Below are 14,637 nucleotides of genomic sequence, written 5' to 3'. Positions count from 1 at the left end.
GTATTTATTGGTTAGACTTGATAGTGCGTTTCTCGCGACGGCTGATATTGCTCTGTACTACACAGTAATCGATCAGCGGAGCGAAGATATTCATCAGCAGGATGGCAAGCATCATACCTTCCGGATAACCCGGATTCAGTACGCGGATAACGATAGCCATCACACCGATCAGGAATCCGAAGATATATTTACCTCTTTCTGTACGTGCGGAAGTCACAGGGTCAGTAGCCATAAATACGGCACCAAAGCAGAAACCACCAAGAACGAGGTGTTCATACCAAGGCATTTGAGCCATTGTGTTGTTTTCCATGCCGATTGAGTTGAATACCCATGCCATGAATGCACCACCGACGAATACGGAAATCATTGTCTTCCAGCTCGCAACACCTGTCCAAAGCAGGATAACGGCACCAATCAGGATGGCGATTACGCTGGTTTCACCGATAGAACCCGGAATCAAACCTGTAATCATATCCATGTTGAATGCAGGCACACTGCCTGATGTAGCAGCTTGTCCCAGCGGAGTGGCAACGGTGAGTCCGTCTACACTTTGTCCCAAACCGAAGATGCTGTCGCCAGACACCCAAACGGCATCACCGGACATCTTGGTCGGGTATGCGAAGAACAGGAATGCACGAGTAATCAACGCAACGTTGAATACGTTCATACCTGTACCACCGAATACTTCTTTTGCAAAGATTACAGAGAATGCAGTAGCTACGGCAAGAATCCACAACGGACAGTCTACCGGAACGATCATCGGGATCAGGATACCGGAAACGAGGAATCCTTCCTGGATTTCTTCTTTCTTCCATTGAGCTACGACGAACTCAATGCCAAGACCTACTACATAAGATACGATTATTTTAGGCAATACTGCCAGGAATCCGTAGATAAACATTTCGATGAAGCTGCCAGTAGCGCCTGTGTGAGTGAAATGCTGGTAACCTACGTTGTACATACCGAACAGCAAAGCCGGTACTAACGAAATAACCACAATCGACATGATGCGCTTGCTATCGATTGCGTCATGTATGTGCGTTCCCGTTTTCGCAGTCTTGCTGGGCACGAACAGGAATGTTTCGAAGCCGTCAAACACCGACTGGAATGCGTGGAATTTGCCGCCCTCCTCAAAGTTCGGCTTTATCTTATCGAGATAATTTCTTAACGCTTTCATTTATTTAATTGAAAATTGAAAGTTGAAGGTTGAAAATTGGCTGTGCTGGATTTATGCTGTATTCACAGAGAGCCGTTTCGCAAGATTTCAACTATCGCTTATTTTAATTTTTATTATTTAATCTCTTATTCGATTACGCCATTTCTGAACGGAGCATATCGAGTCCGGCACGAACGATGCGTTGCAGTTCCATCTTTGAAGAGCAGACGAATTCGCAAAGGGCGAAATCTTCGGGAGCAACTTCATAGATGCCGAGTGCTTCCATACGGTCGATATCACCGGCGATAATTGCTTTAATCAGATATTCGGGTAGAATGTCCATTGGGAATACTCTATCGTATTCACCCGACATAATCATGTGACGTTCGCCACCTTTGATACGGGCATCCAACGTATATTCCTTCTTACCCATCAACCAGCTGAAATAAGAATGGTTGGCACTGAACTGGTTGAAGCGTGGCATGATCCATCCAAGCATTTCATGAATGTCGTCACCTTCGGGGATAACAGTCAGTTGGCTATGGAATGCGCCCAAGAATCCGTTCGGGGATACTTGCTTTCCTGTCAGCACGTTACCGCTGATGTAGCGTAAGTCTTTGTCTTTTGTTACATTGCCTGCAAACACGTTAGTGAGCAATGCGCCTACCTGTAGTTTGCAGTATGCAGGTTTCAACACTTCGGAACCTGTCACAGCTACTGTACGGGTGAAATCTACATGGCCTGTATTGAAGAGGCGACCGATGAAGATTACGGCTTGCGGATCAATAGTCCATACCGTTTCGCCCTTGGATACGGGATCGAGGTGGTTGATCTGAACGCCTACATTACCGGCAGGGTTCGGCCCGTCGAATGCGGTGATTGTAACGTTTTTAGCTTGTGTCAGTGCGGCAGCGTTCTGTTTCACACTGATATTCAGGTAAGTTTTTGCCAGTTTGGCAAGAGCATCAAGTCCTGTCTGGAAGTTTACTTCCTCGCCTTTGAGGGCGAACTCAAAATCCGGAGCCAACGGATTGGTATCGAATGCGGAAACGAAGATTCCTTTCGGAGTTACCGTCGGGTCTGCAATGATGTCATAGGGACGCTGTTTGATAAACGCGAAAAGTCCGGCTTCCAACAAAGCGGATTTCACAGCTTCAGCATCCATCGAAGCAACATTCTTTTTCCCAAAATCCTCATAGTCCTGCTCTGCGGCAGCTTCCACTACGATGTTCAATACCTTACGACGAGCACCACGTTCTACACTCGTCACCACGCCGCTCACCGGCGAAACAAATTTCACTTCAGGATGATACTTGTCGATAAACAAGGGTCCACCAGCCATTACATATTCCTGTTCTTTCACGACTACCTTTGGCGTCACTCCAGGAAAGTCATCGGGTACGAGTGCGTAGAACCCCGGTTCTTTTACTGTTGCGTACGTCTCAGCAGCTTTACCTTTCAGGTTTATGTCAAGGCCTTTACGTAACTTTATTACATTTGCCATGCTAGATAAAATAATGGTTTCATAAATTTGCCGCAAAAGTAATAAATAAGATTGGGATTCGGGAGGAAAAAAGAAAGGAATTACGGATATATTTCCGTAATTCCTTTCGTGTTCGCACACACATCTTCTTTCTTTTATCCCGTAATCGTCTTTCTTTTGTTTCAAGACAAAAGAAAAAGAACTATTCAGCAAACATAGGATCCCAGGCTGGAAGACGGATTGGTTTCTGCTTCAATACATCTAAAACTTTTTTCGATGTGTATTTTGTTTCTACCACTAATCGAAACATATATTCGTTAAACCAGTCGTCCGTCATGATGAGATAACCCTGATAACCGGCAGCCGGTCCCCAGCTATTTTCAACCATCCATTTCGTCGGTTTTCCATTTTTATCAAGATCAACGGCCATAAGTGTCATGGCGTGGCTGGAGCCACTGGCAAAGGTTTGGATACGTTGTTTCTTATCCATATTAAAAGAAGTACCCATGAGAGATTCATAGTCGTAGTTTTTGACATCCAGCAGGCCACGGTCAGAGTTTAAGAATTTGCCTACATCACAGGAGAAATACATCATGGTGCTGTCTTTGAGAGAGGCGATAGCCATTTCCTTGATATCTTCGATGGGGAGATTGACATACGTCCAGTTTTTACCGTCATAGCGATGGCGATCATAGTCTATTTCATAACATTTGTAATATTCACGGCTAGGGTCGTTCATTAACATGACGTAGCTGTCAATTAGTTTTTCGTCGCCATACTTCTTCAGGAAAGAAAGTGGAGTATAAGTCTCAGTAGATACAGGTTTCCCCTGGGCATTGTATTCGGTCCAGGTGAATTCTGTGGGAGGTACACCAAGATTCAGAACCAACATACGGTAGATGGTACTCAACATTTCAGTCTTCGTTTTCTCAAGAGCGACGGGCTTAGCGCCTTTAGCAGCGAGATCACGGAGTTGGAGACCCTGTTCACGGAGTTTCAAGGCAATCAGACCTGCCATGCGGGAAGTATTTTCGCTGCTGTTGGTTTCGGGCATAATATCTTTGGGAACAAGTCCGTATTTACTTACGATGTCAGCTACGCCAGTGAATGTGCCACCGTCACTCAAGGGGTTACGGAAGAGCCACTCCACCATTTTATCATCCATTGGTTTGCTGCTGGTGTCGATGATGCCTTGTAGAAAGAGGTTGGCTTTCTCCAGTTGGTCGAAGAAGAAAGGATAAGTCTGTGAAAATTCAAAGGAGCCGAGGTTATGCTTGGAGATCGCTTTGGCACGCATCACGTTCAGACCTGTGAAAAGCCAGCATCGACCGGAAGATTTCTGGTCGGTGATACCTTTAGAAGACACTTTGATGGAAAAATGCGTATCCATGCCTTTCAGGTTGTCCTGGTTGAGAGCCAGTTTACGGATGTCATTGCTTCCGATAGCGTTTCGGATAGCCTTGTCAGCGGGAGTGTTTGTATAACTCTGTTTGATTTGTTGCATCATGGAGTCGCTGATGCCGCCTTTTAGTTCTTGCGCTTGTGTAGAATAAGAAAAAGCACAGAAAACAAAAAATGATAAAATCTGTTTATTCATTAGATATAAATAATTAATTAATAGCCCATGATGATATACTAATAAATATTGTTTGGTGTATGGGATTAAATCATGCAGTTTTATTTATCAGCATATCGAAAAACATCTTATTCTGCAAAAATACGATTCTTTTTTAGATTTATTATCTAAGAACATCAAAACTAATCGGAATAAAATAGTTTTCTTTGCAGTCAAATTCCTCAGAGAGAAATTATGAAGAAATATATAATAGGAATATTGATGATGCTTCCATCCATCAATATGATGTCAGCTGCGACTGATAATACGGCAGTAAAAAGCGATGAACTGCAAATGTCTACAACTTCTATCAGTGATACTACTCCTACAGATATGGAAGGCATCCCGTCAGACACCATTCCTGCCCTTTCAAAACGTGAGTTGCGTCGTCAGCGTGTAGCAAAGCGTAATTTACACTATAACATATTGGGTGGTCCCAGCTATACGCCGGATTTTGGTTTGCTGGTGGGCGGTAGCGCACTGATGACGTTTCGGATGAATCCGAGTGATACCACTCAGCGGCGTTCAGTAGTGCCAATGTCCATTGCATTGATTTTTAAGGGCGGCCTGAACCTGATGACGAAGCCACAACTCTTCTTTAAAGGCGACCGTTTCCGTATCTTCGGAACCTTCTCTTATAAAAATACAATCGAGAATTTTTATGGCATCGGGTATTCCACCAATAAAGATTATGAACGTGGAGAAGACACCAGCGAGTACCGTTATAGCGGTATTCAAGTCAATCCATGGTTCTTGTTCCGTTTGGGTGAAAGTAATGTCTTTGCTGGTCCCCAAGTCGATTTGAACTATGACAAGATTACTAAACCAGCTGCCGGGATGGTCAATGAGCCCTCATACATAGCAGCAGGAGGTACGGAACACGGATACAAAAATTTCAGTTCGGGACTCGGTTTCCTACTGACATATGACACACGTGATATTCCCGCCAATGCTTATAGCGGAACTTACCTTGACTTCCGGGGAATGATGTATAATAAAACATTCGGAAGTGACAATAATTTCTACCGTTTGGAAATAGATTATCGCCAATACAAAACAGTAGGTCGTCGTAAAGTCATAGCCTGGACAGTGCAGAGTAAAAACGCATTTGGGAACGTTCCACTAACGAAATATGTACTTAGCGGAACCCCTTTCGATCTTCGCGGTTACTACATGGGACAGTTTCGCGACAAGTCCTCACATGTAATGATGGCCGAATACCGTCAGATGATAAATACAGACAAAAGCACCTGGGTGAAGAAGATGTTGAGTCATGTGGGATATGTGGCATGGGGAGGATGCGGATTTATGGGTCCTACTCCGGGCAAGATAGAAGGCGTACTTCCGAATCTCGGATTAGGGTTACGCATTGAAGTCCAACCCCGTATGAATGTACGCCTTGATTTCGGCAGAGACATGGTGAACAAGCAGAATTTGTTCTATTTCAACATGACAGAAGCCTTTTGACGCCATTTACGCGACAAATTGTGCACAATTTACAAGAAAGATTGTAAAATAGATAATAAAAGACTGCACATAAATGAAATTAATCCTTATATTTGCGCAAGCTATAACACAGCAAGAGCAAATAATAGGATTTTTTTATGAAGCAATTTATATACTTTTTTTCGGGGCTATTACTTCTATTCGTCTCTACAACCCGTGTAGTTGCACAAGAAGTGTCTGACTATTCTCAACTAAGTAAAGAAGATTATAGTAGAATAGTTCTCCCTCCACTATCTGTTTTATTCGAAAACGCTAAAAACAGCCCCGTTTATGAGATGGCAGACGTAAAGGCGACGATAGAGCGCAAATTACTCAAAAAAGAAAAATGGTCATTTCTGGGTTTCTTCAGTTTACGGGGAAGTTATCAATACGGAATGTTCGGCAATGAGTCCACCTATACGGACGTAGCTGTTGCCCCTTACCTCACCTACTCCACCCAAGCACAAAACGGCTACACTGTAGGAGCTGGTTTAAGTATTCCACTAGATGATCTGTTCGACCTCAAAGGACGTGTCAGCCGGCAAAGGCTTACACTCCGAAGTGCAGAACTGGAACGAGAAGTGAAGTACGACGAAATCAAAAAGAATATTATTGAAATGTATGCAATGGCTACCTCGCAAATGAAAGTTCTTCAGATGAGAAGCGAGAGTTTGGTGCTTGCCAATGTGCAATATGAAATATCTGAAAAGAATTTCGCAAACGGAACGATAGAGTCTACAGAGTTGGCTGCCGACAAAGAAAGACAATCCTCCGCTCGTGAAGCATACGAGAAAAGCAAGTTTGAACTGACAAAAAGTTTAATGATACTTGAGGTTATTTCACGCACTCCTATCATACGAAAATAAAAAAAACAAGATATGAATTTCATCATTTCCATTATACGCACTCTCTTTCGCCACCGCTGGTTGATACTGGTTGGGACCTCTATCTTCACATTGCTCGTTTTCTACTACACACGCCACATGCGAGGTGGATATGATGTAAAAGCAACACTTTATACAGGAGTAGCCTCGGGATATAATTTGGAAAGCGACAAGCGTACAGACTGGGCAACAGTGCAAAACTCCATGGATAATCTGATAAGTATCATGCAAGCCGAGAGTACTCTTAAAAGAGTATTTTTGCGATTATTCGCTCGTGTACTTATCCAAGGAAATCCAGACCATGAGAATGACGGAATTACCCCATCCTGTTACAGTTACACCTATAACCATTTAAAAAACAGTCCGCATGGACCCGAAATATTAAAGTTGATCGATAAATCAAGTGAAGAGAAAACAGTAGCCAATTTTGAGTCATATATGCGCCCCAAAAAGGGTAACTATATCTATGAAATGTTCTACTACAATCACCCCTTCTACAGCTACAATGCTTTAAAAAACATCAGAGTGCAACGTCGGCTTACAAGTGATTTGTTGGACATCAGCTATACTTCCGGTGATCCTGGCATTGCCTACAACACAGTAAGTATCCTGATGGATGAATTCGTAGAAGAATACCGCCGCATCCGCTACGGAGAAACAGACAAAGTAATCAAATACTTTGAGGAAGAGTTGCAACGCATCGGAAAGAAGCTAAATTCAGAAGAAGATGACCTGACTAAATACAACGTACAAAAACGAATCATCAACTATCTTGACGAAACGAAAGAAATAGCAGCCATCAGTAAAGAATTCGAGCTGCGGGAACAGGATGCACTTTTTGCATATAACAGCACAAAATCGATGCTTGAGGAGCTGGAAAAGCACATGGACAACAATGCCAAGCAAATGCTCAAGAATATGGAATTCATGGATAAGCTAAGAGAAGCGTCCAATATCACCAGCAAAATTTCGGAAGTAGAAGCCATGAGTGATCCAAAGCAAAAAAATGAAGAATCCCTGACAGGTGACAAGAGGCGATTGGGCGAACTAAAACAAGAACTGAATGATTTAACGAATTCCTACGTAGGTCACAAATATACCAAAGAGGGTGCCAGCCGTATCAATATTATCGACCAATGGCTGGAACAGACCTTACTATATGAAAAAGCCAAAGCTGAACTGTTAGTCGTGCAGGACGCCCGCCGGGAATTAAACGACCGTTATGTGTTTTTCGCCCCTGTAGGTACCACCATCAAGCAAAAAGAACGCTCCATCAATTTCACGGAACGCAGTTACCTGACTGTGTTGCAGAGTTATAACGAAGCCTTGTTGAGAAAGAAAAATCTGGAAATGACTTCTGCCACATTAAAAGTACTCAATGAGCCTACCTATCCAATTGGATCTAATTCAACTAACCGCAAGCAGATTGTTATTGCTGCTTGTGTGGGTAGCTTTTTGATAATCATTGCTATCTTATTACTGATCGAACTCCTTGACAGGACATTGCGTGATGCAAACCGGACCAAACGCGTGACTGGATTTAAAGTGATAGGAGCCATTCCCAACCCGTCTTCCGCCCGTTATGGAGGATTGACAAAAACGTATGTTCAACTTTCAGTCAAAGAGTTGAGCAACTCCCTGCTCAGTTTCCTGACCAAACGAAAATCACCCGGGGTATTTATTATCAACCTGTTCAGCACCAGTGAAAACTCCGGTGAGGAAATCATCGGAAATCTGATCTGCGGATATATGCAAAGTCGTATGCTAAATACAAGGTTCATCATGTATGGAGAGGACTTTAACACCGAATCCACTCAATATTTGCTTGCAAAAAGCATCACAGACTTTTATACCTTGCAAGGAGAAGACATACTGATCGTTGCCTATCCGCCATTGTCGAAAAGCAATATACCAACCGCTCTGCTACACGACGCTAATGCCAACATTCTGGTAAGCCCGGCCGACCGCGGATGGAAAACGATTGACAAGCAGCTTTGTGAGCAACTTATAACACAGATGGGCCAAACGGATGTTCCGTTCCGTGTATGTCTGACTAATGCCAACCGCGATGCGACAGAAGATTTCACAGGTCAGCTCCCCCCCTACACCTTGTTGCGTAGAATCAGCTATCGTTTTAGCCAACTGTCGCTTACAGAAAGAAATAAATTCAATCTAAGAGGAAAAGCAAAAGAGACAGAGGAAGAAGAAGATGACGAATAATAGGATAGGAACTTTCCATGTCCTGCTAGCTCTACAATTCGCATTGATAGCAGCAGGTATGTTAGTAAGTATCAAGGTAGGACTATTCTCAATGGTAATCATCTTGCTATTTACCACTATCTCTTTGGTACAACTCAACAATGACGAACAAACAAACTGGAAACCGGGACAAAACATAATGACCTATATGTTTACAGTCTGGTTATGTTTCTATCTTCTGGAGATTCTAAACCCCAACAATGTGCAGGAGGCATGGAATATCAACCTGACACCTTATGCACTTATACCTTTAATATGTGCTTTTGTCGTCCCGCTCGTTATCCGTACCCAAAAAGACATTGAGCTCTTGCTGATTGTGTGGTCAGTGTTTGTTCTTATTTTTACAATAAAAGGTTACTGGCAGAAGAATTACGGATTTAACTCCAAAGAACTCTATTTCTTACATGTACTGGGCGGATGGCGTACACACATCATCTGGTCCGGCATCCGCTACTTCTCCTGTTTCTCTGATGCAGCCAATTATGGAGTACACGCAGCCATGTCAGCTGTCGTTTTTTCCATCTCCGCCTTTTTCGTAAAATCCAAATGGTTGCGTATTTATTTCATCCTCATTGCCGCCGGCGGACTTTACGGAATGGGAATATCAGGAACCCGAGCAGCCATGGGAGTTGTCATGGGAGGAGTGTTGATGATAACCATCATCGCCAAAAACTGGAAAGCATTACTGGCGGGAATCTTTGTATCAGTCTCTATATTTTGCTTTTTCTACTTTACGAACATAGGAAACGGCAATCAATATATCTATAAAATGCGCTCTTCTTTCCACCCGTCCGAAGATGCTTCATACCTTGTCCGTGTTGAAAACCGACAAAGGATGAAAGAACTGATGGAAAAAAAACCGTTAGGTTACGGCATCGGACTCTCCAAAGCCGGCAACTTCGATTCGAAGGAACGGATGCCCTACCCTCCCGACTCATGGCTAATCAGCGTATGGGTGGAAACGGGAATTGTCGGACTAATACTCTACCTCTCCATACATAGTATTCTTTTCGCCTGGTGCTCATGGATACTTATGTTTAAAGTACGCAATAAAAGCCTGCGGGGGCTAATAGCGGCATGGCTGTGTATGAATACCGGATTCTTTATCGCCACTTACGTCAACGATATCATGCAGTACCCAAACCAGCTACCTGTTTACATCGGTTTTGCACTCTGTTTTGCAGCTCCACATATTGACAAGCGTATGAGTGAAAAAAGTGAAGAAAAAGAGCAACATCTATTCAATAACGAAAGCAACAGAGACAAGGATGACAACTAATATTCCAGATATATCATTTATTACAATTTGTTATAATGGGTTCAAAGACACCTGCGAACTGATAGAATCGCTACACAAAAAATTGAAGTCTGTGAGCTATGAAATCATAGTCGTAGACAATGCTTCGCGCGAAGATGAAGCAACAAAAATACGCGAATTATACCCAACGGTTATCAGCATCCGCAGCAATGAAAACGGAGGTTTTTCCGGTGGCAACAATATCGGAATCCGCATTGCAAAGGGCAAATACATCTTCCTCATCAATAATGATACATATATCGAGTCCGACGAAGTCGCCTGTTTGGTAGAACGCCTGGAAAGCCGTCCGGAAATCGGAGGTGTATCGCCGAAAATACGTTTCGCCTTTCCACCACAACACATACAGTTTGCAGGATTTACTCCTCTGACAAAGATAACGTTGCGCAACAATATACTGGGTTTCGACTGTCCGGACGACGGCAGTTACGACACGCCCCATCCCACCCCCTATCTGCATGGGGCAGCTATGATAATTAAGCGTGAAGTGATTGAAAAGGTAGGAATGATGCCGGAAATTTTCTTCCTTTATTATGAAGAATTGGACTGGAGTACAAGCATGACTCGTGCCGGCTATGAACTATGGTATGAGCCCCGCTGCACTGTTTTTCATAAAGAAAGCCAGAGCACCGGACAACTAAGTAAACTGCGCACCTATTTCCTGACACGGAATCGCCTGCTCTATGCCCGGCGCAATATGAAAGGCATGGAACGATGGATGTCCGTACTCTATCAGAGCACCGTCGCTGCCGGGAAAAACAGTCTGTCATTTGCGTTCAAAGGCCGTTTCGACCTGTTTTGTGCTGTCTATTATGGAGTCTGCTCAGGCCTATTCATGTCCTCGTCAAACAAAAACAGTAAAAACGCATAAAACCCTAGATACTATGAACATCATTGACTGGATTCTCTACATTCCCCTCGCGTTATGCGTATGCTACCTATTGCTATACGCTATTGCCTCCAAATTTTACCGGGCTCCCCAATATCCTGAAGCCCGTATGCTTCGACGCATCGCCGTGCTCTTTCCTGCTTACAAGGAAGACCGTGTAATTCTCGCCTCTGTAGAGAGCTTTCTTAAGCAAGATTATCCGAAAGAGCTCTATGATATCGTAGTCATTTCCGATCAGATGCAACCGGAAACAAACGAAGCGCTGCAAGCCCTTCCCATCCGTCTGTTAACGGCAAATTACACGGAAAGTTCGAAAGCCAAAGCAATGACACTGGCAATGGATTCCATTGATACGGACGCATACAACATTGTAGTCATCATGGATGCCGACAATATGACAACGCCCGACTTTCTGTCCACAATCAACCGCGTTTTTGATAGTGGCATAAAATCTGCACAGGCCCACCGGACAGGAAAGAATCTAAACACAGACATTTCCGTTCTCGACAGTATCAGTGAAGAAATAAACAATGGTTTCTTCCGTAGCGGTCATAATGCCGTAGGGCTTTCTGCCGGACTATCAGGTTCGGGAATGGCTTTTGAAGCAAAATGGTTTCGCCAGCAGGTGAAATATCTCCGGACAGCAGGTGAAGACAAAGAATTGGAAGCCATGCTTTTACAACAACGCATCTATACAGTTTATCTGCCCGACTTGCTTGTTTTTGATGAGAAAACACAAAAGAAAGAAGCCATCAGCAACCAGCGCAAACGCTGGATAGCCGCACAATTTGGCGCTCTTCGTACTTCGTTGCCACATTTACCCAAAGCACTTTTACAAGGGAATATAGACTATTGCAATAAGATATTCCAATGGATGCTCCCTCCACGGCTGGTTCAATTGGCAGGAGTCTTTGGACTGACGTTCGTTTTTACCGTTACCGGCATTATATTAAGTTTGTACAATGGCGGCCACGAATGGATGATAGCAATAAAATGGTGGATATTGTCAACGGCACAAGTAGCGGCCATGACACTACCTATATCGGGCGATAAATTATTCACCAAGCAGGTAGGAAAAGCCATTCTAAAAGTTCCGATGCTTGCAGTCACTATGATAGGTAACTTATTCAAATTAAAAGGAGCCAATAAAAAATTCATCCATACAGAACATGGTGAACACCATAAATAAATATCAAATATAACAGGAATTAATAATTAAGAAAATCGCTATTGAAGTTCAACGAATCTTCCGCACCAACAAACATGGTATGGATTTCGTTGCTCTTGAAAGTATTCGGGAATTGCAAAAAAATGACCATGCAAACGAATATTTCATTTTCGTTACTCCAAGTGAAGACAGATGCTTGGAAGAATCGGAGAATGTACATATTATCGAACTAAAATGCCCCACTTACCCACTTTGGAATGTAAACGGATTCTTGATGTTTTACATTTACCTGAAGAGCAACTGGTAGCCGTATACAATTGGCCTCAATAAATACTACATGGTAAAAAAATATCTATCATGCTATCATTCATTTTAATAGTCATCTTACTATCAGTATAATACATATGATAGATAGCTTCTAAAAAATGTATCTATCATACTTTTATTACAAAAAACGGGCATCTATCACACCTATACTGCGTCCATTTTAGTATAGTATTAGGTGAGAATACCCATTTAAAGGCATAAGGATGCACACTTTATAGGATGATAATCTGTATTTGACAGCCTAATAATCTATTGAGAGCGTTAGTTTTTCTATAGTTCACATGTGCAGGCTGTACAGCACACACATGTAAACCGTACAGCCCACACATGCAGGATGTATAGCCCACATATGTGGGCTATAAACTTATCGCCATTACAGTTGGATTATTAAGCCACAATAATCGGATTTACATGGCTTCATTGCGACAAAAACAAGCTATCTTACACCTATATGGCCCTTATACTGCTATTTGTCAATGATAGACAACTTGTTTTTACTGGTAAAAGCATGATAGATACATTTTTTAGAAGCTATCTATCATATGTATTATACTGATAGTAAGATGACTATTAAAATGAATGATACTATGATAGATATTTTTTTTCACTTTGTAGTATTAGCTGAATGTTTTTCTGTGTTATTCAACCTCGTAGATTCTAGTGAATTACTCAACCATAATCCGAGCCAGTTACTCTTCCTGCAACAGTCTAATGACGTGGAAGAACTGAACAGAAGACGCCGGCAAAGAGAGAGCACACTCCTGAAATACGGGAAGCTTGGTGCGACTAAGAAGAATGGTTCACCCAAAAGGCCAATCAAGAAAAAGAAGATCAAAAAAAGATAGGTATTTTCATATCTTTTAGTACCTTTGTAGCATAGCTTAGCTGATTCAAAATCAAAGAAAAAAACATGAATGAAAGTGAAGACACAGACAATCCATCGGTAAAAGCACTCATCGTTTTTAGAGAAAACGGGGATATGGACAATCTGTTCGTACCCATCTTGTGCGATGCGATCAGGATGGCTGGTATTGACGTTCGATGTTCCACTAAAGATTTCTGGGAATCGGACACGATGTATGACATTATACATTTCCAATGGCCGGAAGAAGCAGTAGGCCGGACGTGCAACGATCCCGACATCATCCGGCTCCTGGAAGAACGAATTCGTTTTTTTCGTTCCGGAGGAGCGCGTTTCGTCTACACAAGGCATAACCTCCTCCCTCATAATGCAAATGAAATCATCAGACAGGCTTACGATATTATCGAATCGCAAAGTGACATGATCGTACACATGGGACGTTTCAGCCGGGACGAATTTCTCGCCAAGCATCCCGATAGCCACAATGCCATTATCCCACACCATATTTACCAGTATACGTACAAAGAAGATATCAGTGTAGAACGTGCGCGCCAGTATCTCAATCTGTCTCAAGAAGCATTCATTGTCACCGCCTTCGGTAAATTCCGCAACCGTGAAGAGATACGCATGGTGCTCGGAGCTTTCCGCACATGGGACGAGGAACGCAAGTTGCTATTGGCTCCACGCCTCTACCCTTTTTCGAGACGTTACAACTACGGCAAGAATTTTCTCAAACGATGGATTTCAAGAGCCGGCTACTATCTGCTCATGCCGCTGCTCAACCGGATATATAAACTACAAGGAGGAGCCAGCGACGAACTGATAGACGAGTGTGATTTACCTTATTATATGACAGCCTCGGACGTCATATTCATTCAGCGGAAAGATGTACTAAACTCTGCAAATATTCCTCTCGCTTTTCTCTTTCACAAAATAGCCATAGGGCCTAATGTTGGTAATATCGGTGAATTATTAAAAAGCACAGGCAACCCCACTTTCTCTCCGTACAATAAAACTGATATTGTACGGGCACTGAAAGAAGCCCGACAATTATCTGCTTTTGGAAAGGGAGAAACGAATTACACATACGCTTTGGAAAATATGCGTATAGACAAAGTGGGCAAGCAATATGCCAAACTCTACAAAGAGTTGCCAAACAAGTTGTGACACTACCATTAGCAGCTTATCAGATTA

Annotated in this window: 11 protein-coding genes and 1 pseudogene; 9 read left to right on the top strand and 3 right to left on the bottom strand. The window is 42.8% G+C overall.

Annotation, left to right across the window (positions count from 1 at the left end; translation table 11 throughout):
* Positions 1–4: 4 nt before the first annotated feature.
* From I2I04_RS15180 to I2I04_RS15170, 3 genes are all read right to left on the bottom strand, one after another.
* A complete protein-coding gene (locus I2I04_RS15180) occupies positions 5–1,177 on the bottom strand; it encodes an NADH:ubiquinone reductase (Na(+)-transporting) subunit B (RefSeq protein ID WP_195470510.1) in 1,173 nt (390 codons plus the stop codon).
* A 133-nt stretch (positions 1,178–1,310) separates the two neighbouring features.
* Positions 1,311–2,660 carry a Na(+)-translocating NADH-quinone reductase subunit A gene (locus tag I2I04_RS15175; protein WP_143257573.1) on the bottom strand — a complete coding sequence of 450 codons (1,350 nt, stop codon included), beginning with the start codon at positions 2,658–2,660 and terminating at the stop codon, positions 1,311–1,313.
* 181 nt (positions 2,661–2,841) lie between these two features.
* Positions 2,842–4,236 (bottom strand): C1 family peptidase, encoded by a 1,395-nt coding sequence (locus I2I04_RS15170; protein WP_195470511.1) that lies wholly within the window; start codon positions 4,234–4,236, stop codon positions 2,842–2,844.
* Between the two features lie 213 nt (positions 4,237–4,449).
* On the opposite strand from I2I04_RS15170, the gene I2I04_RS15165 reads away from it, so the two are divergent.
* From I2I04_RS15165 to I2I04_RS15130, 9 genes and pseudogenes are all read left to right on the top strand, one after another.
* On the top strand, positions 4,450–5,721 hold the full coding sequence (locus I2I04_RS15165) for a BamA/TamA family outer membrane protein (protein WP_195655382.1): 1,272 nt from the start codon (positions 4,450–4,452) through the stop codon (positions 5,719–5,721).
* A gap of 137 nt (positions 5,722–5,858) precedes the next feature.
* A complete protein-coding gene (locus I2I04_RS15160; protein WP_195470513.1) occupies positions 5,859–6,605 on the top strand; it encodes a TolC family protein in 747 nt (248 codons plus the stop codon).
* A gap of 12 nt (positions 6,606–6,617) precedes the next feature.
* Positions 6,618–8,843 (top strand): GumC family protein, encoded by a 2,226-nt coding sequence (locus I2I04_RS15155; protein ID WP_195655381.1) that lies wholly within the window; start codon positions 6,618–6,620, stop codon positions 8,841–8,843.
* A complete protein-coding gene (locus I2I04_RS15150; protein ID WP_195655380.1) occupies positions 8,833–10,161 on the top strand; it encodes an O-antigen ligase family protein in 1,329 nt (442 codons plus the stop codon). The genes I2I04_RS15155 and I2I04_RS15150 overlap by 11 nt, the downstream gene beginning before the upstream one ends.
* Complete coding sequence (locus I2I04_RS15145; RefSeq protein ID WP_195470516.1) at positions 10,151–11,068, top strand: glycosyltransferase family 2 protein; 918 nt, start codon at positions 10,151–10,153, stop codon at positions 11,066–11,068. The genes I2I04_RS15150 and I2I04_RS15145 overlap by 11 nt, the downstream gene beginning before the upstream one ends.
* Before the next feature lie 13 nt (positions 11,069–11,081).
* A complete protein-coding gene (locus tag I2I04_RS15140; protein ID WP_195655379.1) occupies positions 11,082–12,275 on the top strand; it encodes a glycosyltransferase in 1,194 nt (397 codons plus the stop codon).
* Positions 12,276–12,354: 79 nt separating this feature from the next.
* Positions 12,355–12,510, top strand: a pseudogene (locus tag I2I04_RS23280) (glycosyltransferase family 1 protein); the annotation flags it as partial.
* A gap of 658 nt (positions 12,511–13,168) precedes the next feature.
* The gene (locus tag I2I04_RS15135) at positions 13,169–13,426 is read left to right on the top strand and encodes a hypothetical protein (RefSeq protein WP_195655378.1); all 258 of its coding nucleotides are present in this window, start codon (positions 13,169–13,171) and stop codon (positions 13,424–13,426) included.
* Positions 13,427–13,491: 65 nt separating this feature from the next.
* Positions 13,492–14,610, top strand: coding sequence for a glycosyltransferase family 1 protein (locus I2I04_RS15130; protein ID WP_195655377.1), 1,119 nt, complete (start codon positions 13,492–13,494; stop codon positions 14,608–14,610).
* Positions 14,611–14,637: the final 27 nt, after the last annotated feature.

The sequence above is a fragment of the Bacteroides sp. 1001136B_160425_E2 genome, from assembly GCF_015559655.1.
Lineage (GTDB): Bacteria > Bacteroidota > Bacteroidia > Bacteroidales > Bacteroidaceae > Bacteroides > Bacteroides luhongzhouii.
Note: the sequence above shows the minus strand (reverse complement) of the source record. Positions and strands in the feature narration are given on the sequence as shown.

Coding starts and splice junctions, on each gene's coding strand:
- I2I04_RS15160 (WP_195470513.1), top strand. CDS start 5,859: ATGAAGCAATTTATATACTTTTTTTCGGGGCTATTACTTCTATTCGTC.
- I2I04_RS15165 (WP_195655382.1), top strand. CDS start 4,450: ATGAAGAAATATATAATAGGAATATTGATGATGCTTCCATCCATCAAT.
- I2I04_RS15180 (WP_195470510.1), bottom strand. CDS start 1,177: ATGAAAGCGTTAAGAAATTATCTCGATAAGATAAAGCCGAACTTTGAG.
- I2I04_RS15135 (WP_195655378.1), top strand. CDS start 13,169: ATGATAGATATTTTTTTTCACTTTGTAGTATTAGCTGAATGTTTTTCT.
- I2I04_RS15140 (WP_195655379.1), top strand. CDS start 11,082: ATGAACATCATTGACTGGATTCTCTACATTCCCCTCGCGTTATGCGTA.
- I2I04_RS15155 (WP_195655381.1), top strand. CDS start 6,618: ATGAATTTCATCATTTCCATTATACGCACTCTCTTTCGCCACCGCTGG.
- I2I04_RS15145 (WP_195470516.1), top strand. CDS start 10,151: ATGACAACTAATATTCCAGATATATCATTTATTACAATTTGTTATAAT.
- I2I04_RS15170 (WP_195470511.1), bottom strand. CDS start 4,236: ATGAATAAACAGATTTTATCATTTTTTGTTTTCTGTGCTTTTTCTTAT.
- I2I04_RS15150 (WP_195655380.1), top strand. CDS start 8,833: ATGACGAATAATAGGATAGGAACTTTCCATGTCCTGCTAGCTCTACAA.
- I2I04_RS15175 (WP_143257573.1), bottom strand. CDS start 2,660: ATGGCAAATGTAATAAAGTTACGTAAAGGCCTTGACATAAACCTGAAA.
- I2I04_RS15130 (WP_195655377.1), top strand. CDS start 13,492: ATGAATGAAAGTGAAGACACAGACAATCCATCGGTAAAAGCACTCATC.